The 19,054-nt window shown below is 72.5% G+C and carries 14 protein-coding genes; 4 read left to right on the forward strand and 10 right to left on the reverse strand.

Annotation, left to right across the window (positions count from 1 at the left end):
• The first annotated feature begins 85 nt into the window (after positions 1-85).
• On the forward strand, positions 86-2,113 hold the full coding sequence (locus DTL70_RS21320; protein ID WP_114023553.1) for a CocE/NonD family hydrolase: 2,028 nt from the start codon (positions 86-88) through the stop codon (positions 2,111-2,113).
• Positions 2,114-2,353: 240 nt separating this feature from the next.
• Here the strand turns inward: DTL70_RS21320 and DTL70_RS21325 are convergent, their stop codons facing one another.
• Both DTL70_RS21325 and DTL70_RS21330 read right to left on the reverse strand, forming a co-directional pair.
• A complete protein-coding gene (locus tag DTL70_RS21325; protein ID WP_245979498.1) occupies positions 2,354-3,703 on the reverse strand; it encodes a hypothetical protein in 1,350 nt (449 codons plus the stop codon).
• Positions 3,704-3,728: 25 nt separating this feature from the next.
• On the reverse strand, positions 3,729-5,873 hold the full coding sequence (locus tag DTL70_RS21330; protein WP_114023555.1) for a hypothetical protein: 2,145 nt from the start codon (positions 5,871-5,873) through the stop codon (positions 3,729-3,731).
• A gap of 124 nt (positions 5,874-5,997) precedes the next feature.
• Between DTL70_RS21330 and fahA the strand changes: the two genes are divergently transcribed.
• Positions 5,998-7,200 (forward strand): fumarylacetoacetase, encoded by a 1,203-nt coding sequence (fahA, locus tag DTL70_RS21335; protein ID WP_114023556.1) that lies wholly within the window; start codon positions 5,998-6,000, stop codon positions 7,198-7,200.
• A gap of 87 nt (positions 7,201-7,287) precedes the next feature.
• Here fahA and recQ read toward each other — a convergent pair whose 3' ends face one another.
• On the reverse strand, positions 7,288-9,408 hold the full coding sequence (gene recQ, locus DTL70_RS21340; RefSeq protein WP_114023557.1) for a DNA helicase RecQ: 2,121 nt from the start codon (positions 9,406-9,408) through the stop codon (positions 7,288-7,290).
• Positions 9,409-9,951: 543 nt separating this feature from the next.
• On the opposite strand from recQ, the gene DTL70_RS34810 reads away from it, so the two are divergent.
• Both DTL70_RS34810 and DTL70_RS21350 read left to right on the forward strand, forming a co-directional pair.
• Complete coding sequence (locus DTL70_RS34810; RefSeq protein ID WP_114023558.1) at positions 9,952-10,497, forward strand: hypothetical protein; 546 nt, start codon at positions 9,952-9,954, stop codon at positions 10,495-10,497.
• A gap of 90 nt (positions 10,498-10,587) precedes the next feature.
• A complete protein-coding gene (locus DTL70_RS21350; protein WP_181861013.1) occupies positions 10,588-11,199 on the forward strand; it encodes a hypothetical protein in 612 nt (203 codons plus the stop codon).
• 155 nt (positions 11,200-11,354) lie between these two features.
• On the opposite strand, the gene DTL70_RS21355 is transcribed toward DTL70_RS21350, so the two are convergent.
• The 7 genes from DTL70_RS21355 to nuoI all read right to left on the reverse strand — a co-directional run bounded on the left by DTL70_RS21355 (position 11,355) and on the right by nuoI (position 19,031).
• Positions 11,355-11,738 (reverse strand): cupin domain-containing protein, encoded by a 384-nt coding sequence (locus DTL70_RS21355; protein ID WP_114023559.1) that lies wholly within the window; start codon positions 11,736-11,738, stop codon positions 11,355-11,357.
• Positions 11,739-11,884: 146 nt separating this feature from the next.
• Positions 11,885-13,555, reverse strand: coding sequence for an NADH-quinone oxidoreductase subunit NuoN (nuoN, locus tag DTL70_RS21360; RefSeq protein ID WP_114023560.1), 1,671 nt, complete (start codon positions 13,553-13,555; stop codon positions 11,885-11,887).
• Between the two features lie 5 nt (positions 13,556-13,560).
• Positions 13,561-15,219: an NADH-quinone oxidoreductase subunit M gene (locus tag DTL70_RS21365; RefSeq protein WP_114023561.1), complete on the reverse strand. Its 1,659-nt coding sequence runs from the start codon at positions 15,217-15,219 to the stop codon at positions 13,561-13,563.
• A gap of 3 nt (positions 15,220-15,222) precedes the next feature.
• Complete coding sequence (gene nuoL / locus DTL70_RS21370; RefSeq protein ID WP_114023562.1) at positions 15,223-17,169, reverse strand: NADH-quinone oxidoreductase subunit L; 1,947 nt, start codon at positions 17,167-17,169, stop codon at positions 15,223-15,225.
• A 13-nt stretch (positions 17,170-17,182) separates the two neighbouring features.
• A complete protein-coding gene (nuoK, locus tag DTL70_RS21375) occupies positions 17,183-17,482 on the reverse strand; it encodes an NADH-quinone oxidoreductase subunit NuoK (RefSeq protein ID WP_114023563.1) in 300 nt (99 codons plus the stop codon).
• Entirely contained in the window at positions 17,479-18,408 is a 930-nt protein-coding gene (locus tag DTL70_RS21380; RefSeq protein ID WP_114023564.1) for an NADH-quinone oxidoreductase subunit J, read from the reverse strand. The genes nuoK and DTL70_RS21380 overlap by 4 nt, the downstream gene beginning before the upstream one ends.
• Entirely contained in the window at positions 18,405-19,031 is a 627-nt protein-coding gene (nuoI, locus tag DTL70_RS21385) for an NADH-quinone oxidoreductase subunit NuoI (RefSeq protein ID WP_245979522.1), read from the reverse strand. Before nuoI ends, DTL70_RS21380 begins: the two co-directional genes overlap by 4 nt.
• Positions 19,032-19,054 lie beyond the last annotated feature (23 nt).

Consider the following 19,054-nt stretch of genomic DNA (forward strand, 5'->3'; position numbering starts at 1 on the left):
CCGTGCGCCCGAATCGCCGAGCGCGTCGCCCGGCGGACCCCCCGGTGCCCGGAAACCTTCCGCACATGTCCGAAGATTTACAGCTATGCACATCCGCACCCCTGAAGAGTTCCCGTACCGCGTCGTCCGTGAGGACCTGTGGATCCCCACACCGACCGGCGAACACCTGTACGCGCGCGTGTGGCGGCCCGTCACCGAGGAGCCGGTGCCCGTGCTCCTGGAGTACCTCCCCTACCGGCTGAGCGACTGGACGGCCCCGCGCGACGCCCAGCGCCACCCCTGGTACGCCGGGCACGGCTACGCCTCCGTCCGCGTCGACGTACGCGGCCACGGCAACGCCGAGGGGCTGCCCGGCGACGAGTACGACGAGCGCGAGCTCGCCGACGGCGAGGCCGTCATCGCCTGGCTGGCCGCCCAGCCCTGGTCCAGCGGCAGGGTCGGCATGTTCGGCATCTCCTGGGGCGGCTTCAACAGCCTCCAGCTGGCCGCCCGCGCCCCCGAGGCCCTCAAGGCGATCGTCACCGTCTGCTCCTCGGACGACCGCTACGACAACGACGTGCACTACATGGGCGGCTCCGTGCTGGCCGTGGACATGCACGCCTGGGCCTCCACCATGCTCGCCTTCGCCTCACGCCCGCCGGACCCCGCGCAGGTCGGCGACGGCTGGCGGGACATGTGGCTGCGCCGCCTGGAGGCGCTCGACCCGTTCATCCACACCTGGCTCGACCACCAGACCCGCGACGACTACTGGCGGCACGGCAGCGCCTGCGAGAACTACGCCGCCGTCGACGCGGCCGTCCTCGCGGTCGGCGGCTGGCACGACCCCTACCGCGACACCGTGCTACGGCTGGTCGAACACCTGCCCAGGCAGAGCGGCGCTCCGGTGCGCGGGCTGATCGGCCCCTGGTCGCACCAGTACCCGGACCGCGGCCTGCCGCCGGGGCCCGCCATCGGCTTCCTCCAGGAGACGCTGCGCTGGTGGGACCGGTGGCTCAAGGACGAGGACACCGGCGTCATGGACGAGCCGCTGCTGCGCTCGTGGATCAGCGAGTCGCACCCGCCCGCGACGGTCTACCCGCAGCTGGAGGGGCGCTGGGTGGGTGACTCCCAGTGGCCCTCCCCCGCCGTCACCATGACGCCGTACGAGCTGCCGGGCAGCGGCCCGTTCGTGGTGCGCTCACCGCAGCACACCGGGGTGGACGCGGGACGCTTCTTCCCGTTCGGGAACGAGGCCGACCTGCCGCCCGACCAGCGCGAGGAGGACGGGCGGTCCGTCTGCTTCGACTCCGCGGTGCTGGACGGGCGCGTGGAGGTGCTGGGACGGCCGCGGGTGCGGCTGCGCCTCACCTGCCAGGTCCCCCGCGGCCAGGTCGTCGCGCGCGTGTGCGACGTGGCGCCCGACGGCTCTTCCACCCTGGTGACCCGGGGCGTACTCAACCTCTCGGCCCGGCACGGGCGCGACCGCGTGGTGGAGTGGGAGCCCGGAGCGACGGAGGACGTCGGCTTCGAACTCAACGGAATCGGCCACGCGTTCCCCGCGGGACACCGCATCAGGATCGCGCTCTCCTCGGCCTACTGGCCCTGGATCTGGCCCCAGCCGGGCAGCGAGGCGGGCTGGGTGCTCGACCCCTCACACAGCACCCTGGAACTGCCCGTACGGAACCCGGCGGCCGACGAGGGCGCCCCCGCGATCCGGTTCGGGGAACCCGAGCAGGCCGAACCCCTCGGCGTGCGCTACCCGGACGCCGAGACCGGCACCCAGCGGCCCGAGAGGCGCGTGGTGCGCGACGTCGCCGCCGGCCGGTGGCGGCTGGAGGTCGACCCCCGCTACGGCGGCACCCGCATCTACCCGGACGGGCTGGAGTTCACCGAGAACGCCCTGGAGACCTACGTCATCGACGAAGGCGACCCGCTCAGCGCCCGCGCCGTCTCCGAGTGGGAGGTCGGACTGCGCCGCCCGGCCCCGGGCTGGCACGCCCGCCTGCGCACCCGCTCCGAACTCCGCGCCGACGAGAGCGACTTCATCGCCGTGAACGAGGTCACCTGCTGGGACGGCGAGACCGAGGTGTTCTCCCGGACGTGGGAGCGGCGGATCAGGCGTACAGCCGGCTGACCCTCTGCCGTCCGCCCCGGCCACCGGCCGGGGCGGACGCCTGCGCCGACGACGGCGAAGGCAACGGCAACGGCCCGGCCCGTCCGTGCGAAAACCTCGTCGCTCCCGGTGAACCATCCCGCCGCGCGTGACGTCGAACAGCGCTGTAAGGCCCGGTACCGGATGCCCACGGCACCCGGACGGGACCTCGGCCGTCCCGCGCACGTGGAGGACGGTCGACCTCGCCCGACGAGTGGTGTGCTAGGCACGGGCCCGGTTCGCCGCCGCGCGGGTGAAGTCGCCCCGCTGGACGCGGACGGCCAGCGGGTCGGCCGTCAACGAGCCGTACCCGGTGGCGGCCCACAGGCTCCGCTCCGGCGGGACCTCGAAGTAGGGCACCTCGCTGTCGCCGTCCCGTGCCCTCAGCACCTCGGGCGGGCGGTGCGCCCGGACCGCCTCGGCGCACTCCCGGCACGCCGCCACGCGCAGCGGATCGCGCTGCCCGAGCGGACGCCAGCGGATCCGCCGCACGCCACGCCCGTGCAGCGGATGGAAGAAGCACAGCGGCAGCGCCTCACGGTTCCTGGCCGCCCGCGCGCCCCGCTTGGCGGGGGCCCGCAGCGCGGCCCGGCCCTCCTCGACCAGCGCGAGCGCCCCTGCCAGGTCGGCGAGTCCCTCGGCGGCGTCCAGCACCGTTGTGGCCGCCTCGTACGCGTCCAGGGCGCGACGCATCCCGTCTGCGCCACCGTCCGCCGCTTCGCGCCCGGACACGTCCTCCCCCAGGCGGACGACCTCCTCGCGTGCCCGTTCGCGCAGCGCACCGACCTGCTCGCCACGAGCGGTGGCGAACACCGACCGCGCCCCCGCCGCGGGGAGCACGGCAGCCCGCCGGGGCCGCCACCACAGCACAGCGACCACGCCGAGCACCAGTGCGCTCACCCCTCCCGCGAGGAAGGCCGCGGAAGCGGGGACCCCCAAGCTCCCGCCGTCCGCCGCCGGTTTCCCGGACGGCGCCGCGTCCCCGCCCCCGTTCTGCGCCGCACCCGGCCCTTCGCCGTGGCCCACGCCCCGTGCCGCCTCCTTCTCCCGCGCCTTCTCGTAGACGCGCATGCCGTTGCCCTCGGCCGTGAGGTCGACGGCGCGGGAGAAGCGCGCGGCGAAGCCCTTCGTCCGCATGCCGTCGAGTTCACCGACGGCCAAGGCCGCGTACCGGGCCTCGTACCGCTCCTCATCGGGCCACTCGTGGCCTTCCACGGACCGGTCGTCGTCCCAGCCGGAGTTGGTGAGCAGGATGAACTCCTCGCCGCCGCGCGCCAACTCCTCGTGCATGACGGCGGCGAGCTGCTCGGCCGAGCCGCGCCAGGCGTCCGGCCCCGTGCCCCCCTTGTCCGTGAAGGGCATCAGGACGACCTTGATGGGCAGCCCGGTCCCGGCGATCCGCCTCTCCAGCGCACGCTCCTGGGCCCGCGACATCCGCGCCCTGTAGGAGTCGGCGACGTGCACCGGGGAGGAGCGCAGAGCGGCCGCGATCCGGTCGCCCGACGCGCCCTGAGGCGAAGCGGCCCACGCGTGCGCGGGCGAGCCGAGGGCCGTAACGGAAAGCGCCGCCACGACAGCGCCCGCCCGGCGGCAGCGGTCAGCCGGAGACGTCGGACACATGGAAGCGCTCCCTGACGTGGTGGATGAGGTGCCGGACCTCACTGGTGGCGGCGCGGCCGAGTGGGCCCGGCGACTCGCGGTACGGCACCGGACTGCCGTCGGCCCCCGGCAGCAGCAGGCCGCGCGCCCGTGCGGACCCGGCGGCCGCCGTGCGGCAGGCCGCACACCCGGCCGCACGTTTGGCGGGCTCGTGCGTACCGTGCAGCGGGTTGACGGAGCACAGCCGGCGCCGCACCGCGTGCCGCCCGCTCACGCCGAGCGCCGCGCGGCCCGCCCGGACGAGCGCGAGCGCGGCCGCCAGGTCGCCGGTGTCCGCGTCCGCGTCGATCCGTCCGTCGCCCTGCCGGTCGAGCAGGAGCACCGCGGCGTCCAGACAGGCCCACACATGGCCCCTGGCGGCCTTGTCGAGGCGCCCCCCGGCGGCGTCGAACGCGGCGGTGAGTTCTTCCAGCTCCCGCCCCGCGGCCCGGCGGAGCCACCGGCGGCGCGGACGGGAGGGCGCGTCCCGCCCTCCCGCCTCCGGGGCGGCCCGGGCCGCCGGAACCCACGGCAGTGAGGCGGTGAGACGTCCGCCCTCGCGTATCCGCCGCCGCGCGGCGAGCGCACCCCACCCGGCCAGTACCAGCCCGGCCGCGCCGCCGGCCGCGGGGCGGTAGGCACCGGAGTCGATCGGTGCCAGTGACGTGTCCGCGGGCTCGTCCACCCGCCCCGCGTCCTCGGGATGGCCGGGCGGGCCCTGGGGCACGCCCTCGACGTGCCGGGCCAGTGCGGTGATCCGGCGTCCCAGCGCCGGCTCTTCGTCACTGTCCTCGGGGCCGTAGCGGATCCAGTCGCCGTAGTCGTCCAGCTCCTTGGCGGCGAGCTTCACACCCCAGTTGGCGACGGTGACCTCGTACCCGTCGAAGCCGTCGCCTCCCGCGAGGATGTAGAGACCGTCCTCGCCGAGGCTCTTGTGCAGCCGCTGAAGGAAGAGGTCCTCGTCGCCGCCCGACTCGTCCTCCTTCGCCAGCGCCGGAAGAACCACCAGCCGGGCGGGCACCTCCAGCCCGGACAACCGCTCCCGCACGGCGGTCAGGTCGCTGCCGTCGAGCGCGGCGGGCGACTCGGGATCCTGGTAGACCGGCCCCCGGCGCAGCCCCTCCGCGACCCGGTCCGCGCGCAGTTGCAGATCGTGCGCGGTCGGCCGGGCCGACGGAACGGCCTTCTCCCCCTGCGCGAAGGCCACCGCGCCCGCGTGCACGAGCACGGCGGCGCCGATCGCGCACACGAGCGGCACCCCGTAGCCCACGAGCGCACGGCGGCCGTGACCGCGGTGGCGCCGGCAGACCGTGCAGCCGACGGCGAGGACGAGGAGCGGCACCCCGCCCGCCAGGGCCCCCGCCACACCCGAGTTGACGGACCTTGCCTCGCGCGTGGTGTAGAACGGCTCGGAACGCTTCTCGTCGACGAGGCGTCTCTCCTCCGCCTCCGACGCGCGCGCGGCGGCCTTCGCCCCGCTCAGCCCCACGATGTCCACGAACCGGGTGAAGACGTCGAGCGCCGTCGCATCCGAGGGCATCTCCCACTCCGCCGCCCGCGCCGCGTCCGCGGCCGGGACGGACACCCCGCGGGCCACGGCCTCCACCTCGTCGCCGGACGTGCCGTCCACCAGGACGTAGAGGCCCCTGCGGTCCAACTCCCGGTGGACGGCGTCAAGGAGTTCGCGCGCGTCGAGAGCGGTGTGGAAGGGGACCACGAGGACGTAGGTCGGAACGCCGGTGCGCGCGGCCTGCGCGGCGAAGCGGGACGCGGCCGAGCGGGGGTGGGCGAACGGGATCTGGTCCGAGACGTGCACCGGGTCCGCACGAAGTCGCCCCGCGAACCAGGCGGCCTGCCGCGCCGGCCCGTCGGCCTCCTGGCCCGCCGGCGCCTGCCCTTCCCCCGAAGCGCCGGTGGTTACCGCACCCGCGGGCGTTGCCGCACCCGCGGGCGTTGCCGCACCTGCGGCTGAGCCGGCGGTGGTGGTTGCCGCGCCTTCGAGTGCTGCGGAGCCCCCGGCTGCTGCCGCGGTCGCGGCACTCTGCCCGGGACCGAGCACCGCGCCCAGCGACAGGACGGCCGCGGCCAGAATGACGCGTCGCACGGCAGCCCCCTCACACCTTCGCGAGCATCCTAGGCGGCGGGGCTCGCCGGACACGGGGCAGGGACCGCCCGACGAGCTCGCGCACCGGTGTTCCCGCGCCGCCCTCCCTCATAGTGTGACCTCCATGAGTGACACTCTCTTCGGCCCGGACAACCTTCCGTACGGCCTCTTCAGCACACCGGACGCGCCAGGCCACCGCCGACTCGGCGTCCGGTTCGGCGACGACGTGCTCGACCTGGGCGCGGCCGCCGCCACGTTCGGTTCCCCCCACACCGAGGTGCTGCGAGCGCCGTCGCTCAACGCGCTGATGGCCGCCGGACGCCCCGTCTGGCAGGCCGTACGCGCCGAGGTCCGCGCCTGGCTGACCGACGAGACGCACCGCGAAACCGCCGCGCGCCACCTGCTGCCCCTCCACCAGGTGCGCCTCCACCTGCCGTTCGACGTCGCCGACTACGTCGACTTCTACGCCAGCGAACACCACGCCACCAACGTCGGCCGCATCTTCCGCCCCGACGGCGACGCACTCACCCCCAACTGGAAACACCTGCCCATCGGCTACCACGGGCGGGCCGGCACCGTCGTCGTCTCCGGCACGCCCGTCCCCCGCCCGCGAGGACAGCGCAAACCCCCCGGCGAGCCGGTCCCCGCCTTCGGCCCCTCGCAGCGGCTGGACATCGAGGCGGAGGTCGGGTTCGTCGTCGGCACCCCCAGCGCCATGGGCAGCCCCGTCGAGCTGGCCGGCTTCCGCGAGCACGTCTTCGGCGTGACCCTGCTCAACGACTGGTCGGCGCGGGACATCCAGGCCTGGGAGTACGTCCCGCTGGGCCCCTTCCTCGGCAAGTCCTTCGCCACCACGATCTCCCCCTGGATCACCCCCCTCGACGCCCTCGACGCCGCGCGAGTGACCCCGCCCCCGCGCGACTTCCCCCTCCTCCCCTACCTGGACGACTCCGCCGACGGCATCGAACCCGGCGGCTACGACCTGCACATGACCGTGCGACTGAACGGCCACACCCTCGCCGAACCGCCCTTCTCCACCATGTACTGGACAGCCGCCCAGCAGCTCGCCCACATGACGGTCAACGGCGCCTCACTGCGCACCGGCGACCTGTACGCCTCCGGCACCGTCAGCGGAGCCGAACCCGCCCAGCGCGGCTCGCTGCTGGAGCTGACCTGGGGCGGCCGCGAACCCCTCGAACTCCCCGACGGCAAGCGCGCGTTCCTGGAGGACGGCGACGAGGTGACCCTCACCGCGTGGGCACCGGGGCCGGACGGAACCCGCATCGGTCTCGGCGACGTGACAGGCCGGGTGACACCCGCCGAGTGACGCCCCCCCGCCCCCGGATGACGGCTGCCGCCCGGTGGCCGTCATCCGGCTCCGGTGGCGACCGCCGGTGACGGCCACCACCCTGCGTCAGGACCGCGGCGAAGCATCGACTCCCGCCCACAGGGGCCCGGAGTCGGCTTCCGCCCCCGGTTCATCCGGCGCGGCCCCGGAGCCGGCAAGAACCCCGGCCACGGGCTCCGCGCCGTCGACCACGGGCTCCGCGCCGTCTTCCGCCGACTCGGCACCGTCGTCCGCCCGGCCCTCCTGTGCCGCGGAGGCCCCTGAGCCCTCTGCCACCACCGCGTCGGCCTCCCCCGCCGCCACCAGCGCGGCCAACAGGCCCTCGCCGTACGTCGCGAGCTTCTTCTCGCCCACCCCGGCCACACCGCCCAGCTCACCCAGCGAGCCGGGACGCTGCACGGCGATCTCCCGCAGCGTGGCGTCATGGAAGACGATGTACGGCGGCACGCCCTGCTCCCGCGCCTGCTCCGTGCGCCAGGCACGCAGCGCCTCGAAGAGCGGCTGAGCCTCCTCGGGGAGATCAGCCGGGGCCTGGCGCTTCGCCCCACCACCCCGAGAACCCGCGCCGGAACCCGACCGGGAGCCCGACGCCCGGTCCGGCACCGGATCCTTGCGCAGCCGCACCTCCCGCTCCCCGCGCAGCACCGTCGCACTCGCGTCCGTCAGCACCAGCGTGCCGTGCTCCCCCTCGATCTCCAGCAGCCCCTGGGCGATCAGCTGACGGACGACACCCCGCCACTCGCCCTCCCCCAACTCCGCGCCGACACCGAACACCGACAGCGCGTCATGGTCGAACTGGATGACCTTCGCCGTCTTCCGGCCCAGCAGAATGTCGACGATCTGCCCCGAACCGAACTTCTGCCCCCGCTCCCGCTTGAGCCGCACCACCGTCGACAGCGCCTTTTGAGCCGGGACCGTGCCGTCCCACGACTCCGGCGGCGTCAGACACGTGTCGCAGTTGCCGCAGGCCACCTGCGCCGCGCCCGCAGCCGACTCCTGACCGAAATACTCCAGCAGCTGGGCCCGTCGGCAGCGGACCGTCTCGCACAGGGACAGCATCGCGTCCAGATGGCTGCGCGCCCGCCGCTGGAACGCCACGTCGCCCTCGCCGTTCTCGATCAGCTTGCGCTGCTGCACGACGTCCTGCAGGCCGTAGGCCAGCCAGGCGGTCGACGGCTCCCCGTCCCGGCCCGCGCGGCCCGTCTCCTGGTAATAGCCCTCCACGGACTTCGGCAGATCGAGATGGGCGACGAAGCGCACGTCCGGCTTGTCGATCCCCATACCGAAAGCGATGGTCGCCACCACCACCAGGCCGTCCTCCCGCAGGAACCGCGCCTGATGCGCGGCGCGCGTGCCCGCGTCCAGCCCCGCGTGATACGGCACGGCCTCCACACCGCTACGGCACAGGAACTCGGCGGTCCGCTCGACCGCATTGCGCGACAGGCAATAGACGATGCCCGCGTCGCCCGCGTGCTCCTCCTTGAGGAAACGCAGCAACTGCTTCTTCGGATCCCGCTTCGGAACGATCCGGTACTGGATATTGGGACGGTCGAAGCTCGCGACGAAATCCCGCGCCTGCTCCAGACCCAGCCGCTGCACGATCTCCTGATGGGTGGCGCGGGTCGCGGTGGCCGTCAACGCGACCCGCGGCACCTCGGGCCAGCGCTCGCCCAACATCGAGAGCGAGAGGTAATCGGGGCGGAAATCGTGGCCCCACTGCGCGACACAGTGCGCCTCGTCGATCGCGAAGAGCGACACCTCGCCGCGCTCCAGCAACGCCGTCGTCGCCTCCAGACGCAGCCGCTCAGGCGCCAGATAGAGCAGATCGAGCTCCCCCGCCAAAAACTCGGCCTCCACCACGCGCCGCTGATCGAAATCGAGCGTGGAATTGATGAACCCCGCACGCACACCCAGCGCGCGCAACGCGTCCACCTGGTCCTGCATCAGCGCGATCAGGGGCGAGATCACCACACCCGTACCCGATCTCACCAGCGCCGGGATCTGGTAACACAGCGACTTGCCGCCACCGGTCGGCATCAGCACGACCGCGTCACCACCGTGCGCGACGTGCTCGATGACGGCCTCCTGCCGGCCGCGGAAGGCGTCGTATCCGAAAACCTTGCGCAGCACTCGCAGCGCGGCCGTCTCGGACGCCCCGCCGGATCCCTCGGCACTCTCCTGAAGCATGCCCGCCACGATAGGCGGGGCCGGTGACATGTGCGGCCCCGCCTGTGGATAAGTCCCCCACCGGTGGTGCGCTCCGTGGCCGCGGGCCCGGTCCCGCGCCCCTGCGGGCCCGGGCGACACCCCGCGCTCCCCACCGGCCGCCGCCCATTCCGCCGGACCCTCGCCGCCGTGGCGCGCCACCATCGCGGCGGGAAGAGGGGGCCAGCCCCCACACATTCCGCCACCGTCGCGGCGGGAAGAGGGGGCCAGCCCCCACACATTCCGCCACCGTCGCAGCGGGAACAAGGGGTCGGCGGCCCCACACCCCGCCGTCGTCGCGGCGGGAACGAGGGGGCGGCCCCCACGGCCGTCGGGCCCTCGTGGGGGGGCGCCGCCGTTGCGGTGAGGAGAGGGGGGTGGGAGGGCTTGGCACTCAGCGCCAAGGTGGGGGTGGAGTTGGGGGGATTCGAGGTGGTTTGGGGGTGGGGAGCTTGCTAGGTTGCCATGGCCCCGCCACCCAGGCGTCCGTGGCGGGGCGTGAGGAACCGACGGAGGGGGACGGACGTGCGCAGATCGGCGCGGATTTCGGGGGCGGTCGCCGCGGCGGCGGCCCTGGCGTTTCTGGTGGGCGGCTGCGGAGGCGACGGGGGTGGCACGAGCATCGCGGATCCCGGCGACAAGCACCCCGACCTCAGCGAGGAGCCTGGCGACTCGGGGCCGCCGGGAGAAGCGGCCGACGGCTCCGAAGGGAACGGGGAGGGGGGCGGGGACGGCTCCGTCGACCCGTCGGCGATGGTCGGCGCCTGGGCGACCCACCCCGCGGCCGACGGCGAGTCGGTCGTGTTCAGCATCTCGCCGGACAAGCGGGTGTTCATGATCTTGCCCGACCGCTGCGACGGCAAGGCTAACGGCACCGCGCTGGATCTGACCTGCGAGGGCGGCGGTACCGACTACACCAGCGGCACCGTGACCAGCGTCTCGGGCAAGAGCATGACCGTGAAGTGGAAGTCGGGCCGGACGGTGGAGCTGGGCAAGTCCTCCGATCCGGAACTGGCCTCTCCGCCGCCGGATCTCCCCACGGATTTCCCGTCGGCCGACGACCCGTTCTGAGGCGTCGGGAGACGGGAGGGGGCGGACAGAGCCCCTGCTAGGTTGTCGTGACCCTGCAAACGACCAGGGCGGGACGACCGAGGAGGGACAGTGCGCACGTCAGCGCGGAGGACGGGGGCGGTGGTCGCGGCGGCGGCCGCCGCGCTGCTGGTGGGTGGCTGCGGCAGCGGCGACGACGGCAAGGGCGACGACGGCGGCAAGGCCAAGGGCGATGAGAAGAAGTCCGCCGCGCCAGCGCCGGACAAGAGCGAGGAGCCGGCGGGCGAGGGGCGGCTGCCGGGCGTCTGGACGGCGGACGCGGAGGGCCAGAAGCTGACGCTCACCGTCGTCGACGACGCCGCGTCCCTGCTGCGGGGCAAGGACAAGAAGGTGTGCACGGGCCGCGTCATGGCGGCGGGCGCCGAGAAGTCGCTGGTTCTCAAGTGCCCGGCGGGCGTCGGTGAGGAGCGCGCCACGGGCAAGGTCGGCTCGGTGACGGCGGACTCGCTGAAGGTCACCTGGAACGGCGGGGCCACCGACACCTACACCAGGGCGGCGAACGCTCCGGCGAAGCTGCCCAAGGACCCCGACGAGCTCGGTGATCTGCCCGACAAGCTGCCCGAGAACCTCCCCGACAAGCTGGACGACGTCACCGAGCCGCCGCACGAGAAGACGGAGAGCTCGGGCAGCGACCGCAAGGTCCGCGAGTATCCCGGCGGCTGAGCCGCCCGTTGCGACCGCGGCTGATCCGGGCAGCCGGGGACCACGGGCCCGGCCCTTTCGGGGTCCGGGCCCGGCCCGCGGTCCGTGTCACCGCGTGCGGGCGTCCCGGTCTCGCCGCGGTGGGCCCTGGGCCCGTCGGCGCCCGGCGGGGCCCCTCAGGGGTCGCGCGGCGAGAGCAGGTGGACGGACTCCTGTTCGCGTGGGTCGGTGCGCGCCACCACGACGGTGACGGGCTCTTCGCCGGTGACCGGCATGTGCGGCATGTTCGCCGGCACGTAGACCATGTCGCCGGGGTGGAGGGTGTCGCGGTTCTCCAGGTCCTCCCCGTGCCACATCTCGTGCACCCCGTTGACGACGTAGATGGCCGATTCGTGGCCCGCGTGCAGGTGTGGTTCCCCCTTCGAGTTCGCCGGGATGTGCAGGACGTGCAGACACAGACCCTTGGCGCCCACCGATTCGGCGGAGACCCCTTCTGTGAAGATTCCGCCCTGTTTTCCTTGGTATCCGCCTTTTTCCTGGCGGAGAATTACACAACCCATGCTTCGAGTTCCTACCGTTTCCGCACACGTCTTGTCACGGGTGCATCGGACAGTGCTCATTACAAAGCGCCGCCAGATGCGTCCCGTTGGGGCCTCTGGCGGCGCTTCGTACAGCTAGGGCGGGGGGTCGAGGAGCGGTATGTGGTTCACCGGACGAACACTCCGGCCTGGCCCGCCAGGTCGAGGAAGTACTGCGGTGCCACGCCGAGGACGACGGTCACCACGACGCCGATGGCGATGGCCGAGGTCGTCATGACGCTGGGTACGGCCACGCTCGGCCCGTCGGCCTGCGGTTCGCTGAAGAACATCAGCACGATGACGCGCAGGTAGAAGAAGGCGGCGATGGCCGAGGCGAGGACGCCGATGACGACCAGTACGCCCGCTCCGCCCTCGGCCGCCGCCTTGAACACGGCGAACTTGCCCGCGAAGCCCGAGGTGAGCGGGATGCCGGCGAAGGCCAGCAGGAAGACGGCGAAGACGGCCGCCAGCAGGGGCGACCGCCGCCCGAGTCCGGCCCACTTGGACAGGTGCGTCGCCTCGCCGCCCGCGTCCCGTACCAGGGTGACGACGGCGAACGCGCCCAGCGTCACGAACGAGTAGGCGCCCAGGTAGAACAGCACCGAGGAGATGCCGTCCTTGGAGGTGGCGATGACGCCCGCCAGCAGGAAGCCCGCGTGGGCGATGGAGGAGTAGGCCAGCAGCCGCTTGATGTCGGTCTGGGTGATGGCCACGATGGCGCCGGCGAGCATCGTCAGGATGGCCACGCCCCACATGACGGGCCGCCAGTCCCAGCGCAGCCCGGGAAGCACCACGTACAGCAGCCGCAGCAGCGCGCCGAAGGCGGCGACCTTGGTGGCGGCCGCCATGAAGCCGGTCACGGGCGTCGGCGCGCCCTGGTACACGTCCGGGGTCCACATGTGGAAGGGGACGGCACCGACCTTGAAGAGCAGCCCCATGACGACGAGCGCGCCGCCGATGAGCAGGAGCGCGTCGTTGCCGGCCGTCTGGGCCAGCACCGGGTCGCTGATGGCGTCGGTCCCCGAGACGACGCGGGCGATGCCCGAGTAGCTGACGGTGCCGGCGTAGCCGTACAGCAGCGCGGTGCCGAACAGCAGGAAGGCGGAGGAGAACGCGCCCAGCAGGAAGTACTTGACGGCCGCCTCCTGGGAGAGCAGCCGCCTGCGGCGGGCGAGCGCGCACAGCAGGTACAGCGGGAGGGAGAAGACCTCCAGCGCGATGAAGAGGGTCAGCAGGTCGTTGGCTGCCGGGAAGAGCAGCATGCCGCCGACCGCGAACATCAGCAGCGGGAAGACCTCGGTGGTGGTCCAGCCCGCCTTGACGGCCTGGGTCTCGCCCTCGCCGCCCGGCACCGAGGCGGGCTGCGCGGCGAACGAGTCGACCCTGGAGCCGTGCGCCGAGGGTTCCAGCTTCCGCTCGGCGAAGGTGAAGACGCCCACGATGCCGACCAGCAGCAGGGTGCCCTGGAGGAAGAGCGCGGGCCCGTCCACGGCCAGCGCGCCCATTCCGGCGATCTGCGCCTCGGTGGTGCCCGCGCCGGAGGCCGCCAGTCCGATGACGGCGGCGAACGCGGCGGCCAGGCCCACCAGCGCCACGAACAGTTGGGCGCCGTAGCGGGCCCTGCGGGGCGCGAAGGCGTCGATGAGGACGCCGAGGGCCGCCGCACCGAGGACGATCAGCGTCGGGGAGAGCTTCCCGTACTCGATGCTGGGCGCCTGGAGCTTGTCGCCCGCGCCGGCCGCGACCGTCCACAGGCTGTGGACGCCGGGAGCGCCTCCCGCCGACGCGACGTCGATCATGCCAGTCACTCGTGGTCACCTCCGCCGTGCCCGGCCGGCTTGTCGTCGGACCCCGCGTGCTCCGCGACGGGATGCTGCGGCTTCGGGTCCTTCTTCTGTACGTCCGAGAGGGTGTGCTCCACGGCGGGGTTCACGATCTCGGTGAGCGGCTTGGGGAAGACGCCGAGGAAGAGCAGCAGCGCCACCAGCGGCGCCACCACCGCGACCTCGCGCACCTTCAGATCGGGCATCTTCTCGATCTCCGGCCTGCGGATCGGCCCGGTCATCGTGCGCTGGTAGAGCACCAGCACGTACAGCGCGGCGAGGATGATGCCGACGGTGGCGATGATCCCGGCGACGGGGTAGCGCTCAAACGTGCCGACCAGGACGAGGAACTCGCTGACGAACGGCGCCAGCCCCGGCAGCGAGAGCGTGGCCAGGCCACCGATCAGGAACGTGCCGGCCAGCACGGGCGCCACCTTCTGCACCCCGCCGTAGTCCGCGATCAGACGCGAGCCGCGGCGCGAGATGAGGAAGCCTGCCACCAGCATCAGCGCGGCCGTCGAGATGCCGTGGAAGACCATGTAGAGCGTCGCGCCGCCCTGGCCCTGGCTGGTCATCGCGAAGACGCCCAGGATGATGAAGCCGAAGTGCGAGATGGACGCGTACGCCACCAGCCGCTTGATGTCCCGCTGCCCGACCGCCAGCAGCGCCCCGTACAGGACGCTGACCAGCGCCAGTCCGAGCACCACCGGGGTGGCCCAGGAGCTGGCCTCGGGGAAGAGGCCCAGGCAGAAGCGGAGCATCGCGAAGGTGCCGACCTTGTCGACGACGGCCGTGATGAGCACCGCGACAGGCGCCGTGGACTCGCCCATGGCGTTGGGCAGCCAGGTGTGCAGCGGCCACAGCGGCGCCTTGATGGCGAAGGCGACGAAGAAGCCGAGGAAGAGCCACCGCTCGGTGGACGTCGCCATCGTCAGGTCGCCGCTCGCCCGCGCCTTGAGCAGCTCCGGCAGCGAGAAGGTGCCCTGGCCCAGGGAGTCGGCGCTGACGACGAACAGCCCGATGACGGCGGCCAGCATGACCAGCCCGCCGGCCAGGTTGTAGAGCAGGAACTTCACGGCCGCGTAGGAGCGCTGCTTGGCGCCCTCCTCCTCACCGGCCGCGTGTGCCCGGTCCCCGAAGCCGCCGATGAGGAAGTACATCGGAATGAGCATCGCTTCGAAGAAGATGTAGAAGAGGAAGACGTCGGTGGCGGCGAAGGAGACCAGCACCATCGCCTCGACGGCGAGGATGAGGGCGAAGAAGCCCTGGGTGGGCCGCCAGCGGCGGTTGGCCTGCTCGTCCGCGCGGTCGTCGGCGTCGTCGGCGTCGTGCCAGCCCGCGCCGATGACGAACGGGATGAGCAGCGCCGTCAGCGCCATCAGGGCGGCGCCGATGCCGTCGACGCCGAGTTCGTAGCGGACCCCGAAGTCGGAGATCCAGGCGTGCGACTCGGTCAGCTGGTAGCGGGCGCCGTCCGGGTCGAAGCGGATCAGCACCACGGCGGCCAGCACGAGCGTGGCCAGCGAGACCAGCAGCGCCAGCCACTTGGCCGCGGTGCGCCGGGCCGCCGGGACGGCGGCGGTGGCGACGGCCCCGACGGCAGGCAGCGCCGCCGTGACCGTCAGCAGAGGAAATGACATGACTCAGACCGCCCTCATCAGCAGGGTCGCGGCGATCAGCACTGCCGCGCCGCCGAACATCGAGACCGCGTAGGAGCGGGCGAAACCGTTCTGGAGCCGCCGCAGCCGCCCCGACAGACCGCCGAAGGAGGCGGCCGTGCCGTTGACGGCGCCGTCGACGACCTTGTTGTCGACGTAGACCAGGCTGCGGGTCAGGTGCGTTCCGCCGCTGACCAGCACCACGTGGTTGAAGTCGTCCTGGAGCAGGTCGCGGCGGGCGGCGCGGGTGAGCAGGCTGCCGCGCGGGGCGAGCGCGGGCACCGGCTTGCGCCCGTACTGGAGGTACGCGGCGCCCACGCCGAGGACGAGCGCCACGATCGTGGCGGCCGTCACCGCGGTCGCCGAGACCGGGGAGTGCCCGTGCTCGAACTGGGTGACCGGCTCCAGCCAGCCCACGAAGGACTCGCCCGCCTTGAAGAGGCCGCCCGCGAAGACGGACCCGAAGGCGAGCACGATCATCGGGATCGTCATGATCTTCGGGGACTCGTGCGGGTGGGGCGGCGCGTACGCGCCCCGCGTCTCGGCCGCGGGCTCGACGTCGGGCTCGGCCGGGGACGGGGTGGGCGCCTTGCGCCAGCGCTCCTCGCCGAAGAAGGTCATCAGCATCACCCGCGTCATGTAGTACGCGGTGATGGCCGCGCCCAGCAGGGTGACCGCGCCCAGGATCCAGCCCTCGGTGCCGCCCTTGCCGAAGGCGGCCTCGATGATCTGGTCCTTGGAGAAGAACCCGGACAGTCCCGGGAAGCCGATGATGGCGAGATAGCCGAGGCCGAAGGTGACAAAGGTGACCGGCATGTGCTTGCGCAGTCCGCCGTAGCGGCGCATGTCGACCTCGTCGTTCATGCCGTGCATCACGGACCCGGCGCCGAGGAACAGCCCGGCCTTGAAGAAGCCGTGGGTGACCAGGTGCATGATGGCGAACGCGTAGCCGATCGGGCCGAGCCCCGCGGCCAGGATCATGTAGCCGATCTGCGACATGGTCGAGCCGGCCAGCGCCTTCTTGATGTCGTCCTTCGCGCAACCGACGATCGCACCGAACAGCAGCGTGACCGCGCCGACGATCACCACGACCAGCTGCGCGTCCGGCGCCCCGTTGAAGATCGCGCCGGAGCGGGTGATCAGGTAGACGCCCGCGGTCACCATCGTCGCCGCGTGGATGAGCGCGGAGACCGGGGTGGGGCCCTCCATGGCGTCCCCGAGCCAGGACTGGAGCGGCACCTGCGCCGACTTGCCGCAGGCCGCCAGCAGCAGCATCAGGCCGATCGCCGTCAGCTTGCCCTCGCTCGCCTCGCCGGCGGCGGAGAGGACCGGCGCGAAGGCGAAGGTGCCGAAGGTGGTGAACATCAGGAAGATGGCGATGGCCAGGCCCGCGTCACCGACACGGTTGACCAGGAACGCCTTCTTCGCCGCCGTCGCCGCGCTCGGCTTGTGCTGCCAGAAGCCGATCAGCAGGTACGAGGCGAGACCCACGCCCTCCCAGCCGACGTACAGCAGCAGGAAGTTGTCGGCGAGGACGAGCAGCAGCATCGCCGCGAGGAAGAGGTTCAGGTAGGCGAAGAAGCGGCGCCTCTTCGGGTCGTGCTCCATGTAGCCGACCGAGTACAGGTGGATGAGCGTGCCCACGCCGGTGATCAGCAGGACGAACGTCATCGACAACTGGTCGAGCTGGAAGGCCATGTCCGCCTGGAAGCCCTCCACCGGCACCCAGGAGAACAGCTTGCTGTGCATGGCCCGGCTCTCGGCGTCCTCCCCCAGCATCGAGGCGAACAGCACGGCCCCGATCACGAAGGACACCGCGGCCAGCAGTGTCGCCAGCCAGTGCCCGCTCCGATCCAGGCGCCGCCCGCCCAACAGCAGCACGGCGGCGCCGAGCAGGGGCACTCCGACGAGCAGTCCGATCATTGACTCCACTGGTACGTACCCCTTACAGCTTCATCAGGCTGGCGTCGTCGACCGAGGCCGAGTGGCGGGAGCGGTAGAGCATGACGATGATCGCCAGACCCACCACGACCTCGGCGGCGGCGACGACCATGACGAAGAACGCCATGATCTGGCCGTCGAGGTTGCCGTGCATCCGCGAGAAGGCGACCAGCGTCAGGTTGGCGGCGTTCAGCATCAGCTCGATGCACATGAACACCACGATGGCGTTGCGCCGGATGAGGACTCCGGCGGCGCCGATGGTGAACAGCAGCGCTGCCAGATAGACGTAGTTGATCGGGCTCACTTGGTGGCCTCCTCACGCTCGCTGGCCTGCCCGGCGGCGGTGTCCTGGCCGCCGCCCTCGGCACGGTCGGCCGCGTCCTGGGCCCGGTCGGCGGCCCGTTCGCCCGGGTCCTTGGGGCCCGGGTAGGTGGCGCGGCCCTGGTACTCGGCGGTGCGCTGCTCGATCGCGGCCAGCTGCGCCAGCTGCTCGGCGTTGACCTCGCGGATCTGGCCGCGGTCGCGCAGCGTGCGGCTGACGCTGAGCTCGGAGGGCGTGCCGTCGGGCAGCAGCGCGGGACGGTCGTTGGCGTTGTGGCGGGCGTAGACGCCGGGCGCCGGCAGCGGGGTGACCTGCTTGCCCTCGCGCACACGCTCCTCGGCCTGCTCGCGCTGCGACTTGTTCTTCTCGACGCGCTCGCGGTGGGTGAGCAGCGTGGCGCCGACCGCGGCGACGGTCAGCAGGGCGCCGACCACCTCGAAGGCGACGACGTACTTGGTGAACAGCAGGGAGGCCAGCGCCGGGACGTTGCCCTCGGCGTTGGCGGCCCCGAGCCCGTTGAAGCCGCCCACCGAGACCTGCCCGATGCCGGTGATCAGCAGGATGCCGACGCCCAGTGCGCAGGCCGCGGCGAGCCAGCGCTGCCCCTTCAACGTCTCGCGCAGCGAGTCGGCGTGGGAGACGCCGACGAGCATCAGCACGAACAGGAACAGCATCATGACCGCGCCGGTGTAGACCACGATCTGCACGACGCCGAGGAAATAGGCGCCGTTGGCGAGGTAGAAGAGCGCCAGGATGATCATTGTCCCGGCCAGGCAGAGCGCGCTGTGCACGGCGCGGCGCAGCAGCACCGTACCGAGGCCGCCGAGGACGGCGACGGTGCCCAGCACCCAGAACTGGACGGCCTCGCCCGTGGAGGTGGCGGTGGCGGTGGCGGCGAGTGCGTTCATCGCTCCCCCTCCCCGCCGGCCGTGACGACGCCGTGCGTCATGGGCCCGTACGCCGCGGCCTCGCCCGTGGTGGCCTCACCCGCGGCGGGTTCGTCCGCGCCGTAGGTGTCGGCGGACTCCTGGGGCGCCCCGGTGTCGGTGGCGTGCTGCTGCACGGTGCCGGGCGCGGCCTCGCTGACCAGGCCTTGGTAGTAGTCCTTCTCCGTCATGCCGGGGAAGATGGCGTGCGGGGAGTCGACCATGCCCTCCTCCAGGCCCGCGAGCAGCTCCTCCTTGGTGTAGATGAGGGACTCGCGGGAGGAGTCGGCCAGTTCGTACTCGTTCGTCATGGTCAGCGCCCGGGTGGGGCAGGCCTCGACGCACAGGCCGCACAGGATGCAGCGCAGGTAGTTGATCTGGTAGACGCGGCCGTAGCGCTCGCCGGGCGAGTACCGCTCCTCCTCGGTGTTGTCGGCCCCCTCGACGTAGATGGCGTCGGCGGGGCAGGCCCAGGCGCACAGCTCGCAGCCCACGCACTTCTCCAGCCCGTCCGGGTGCCGGTTGAGCTGGTGGCGGCCGTGGAAGCGGGGAGCCGTCGGCTTCTTGTACTCGGGGTACTGCTCGGTCAGCCGCTTCTTGAACATGTCCTTGAAGGTCACGCCGAAGC

The organism is Streptomyces diacarni, assembly GCF_003323715.1.
In the GTDB taxonomy this organism is placed as follows: domain Bacteria; phylum Actinomycetota; class Actinomycetes; order Streptomycetales; family Streptomycetaceae; genus Streptomyces; species Streptomyces diacarni.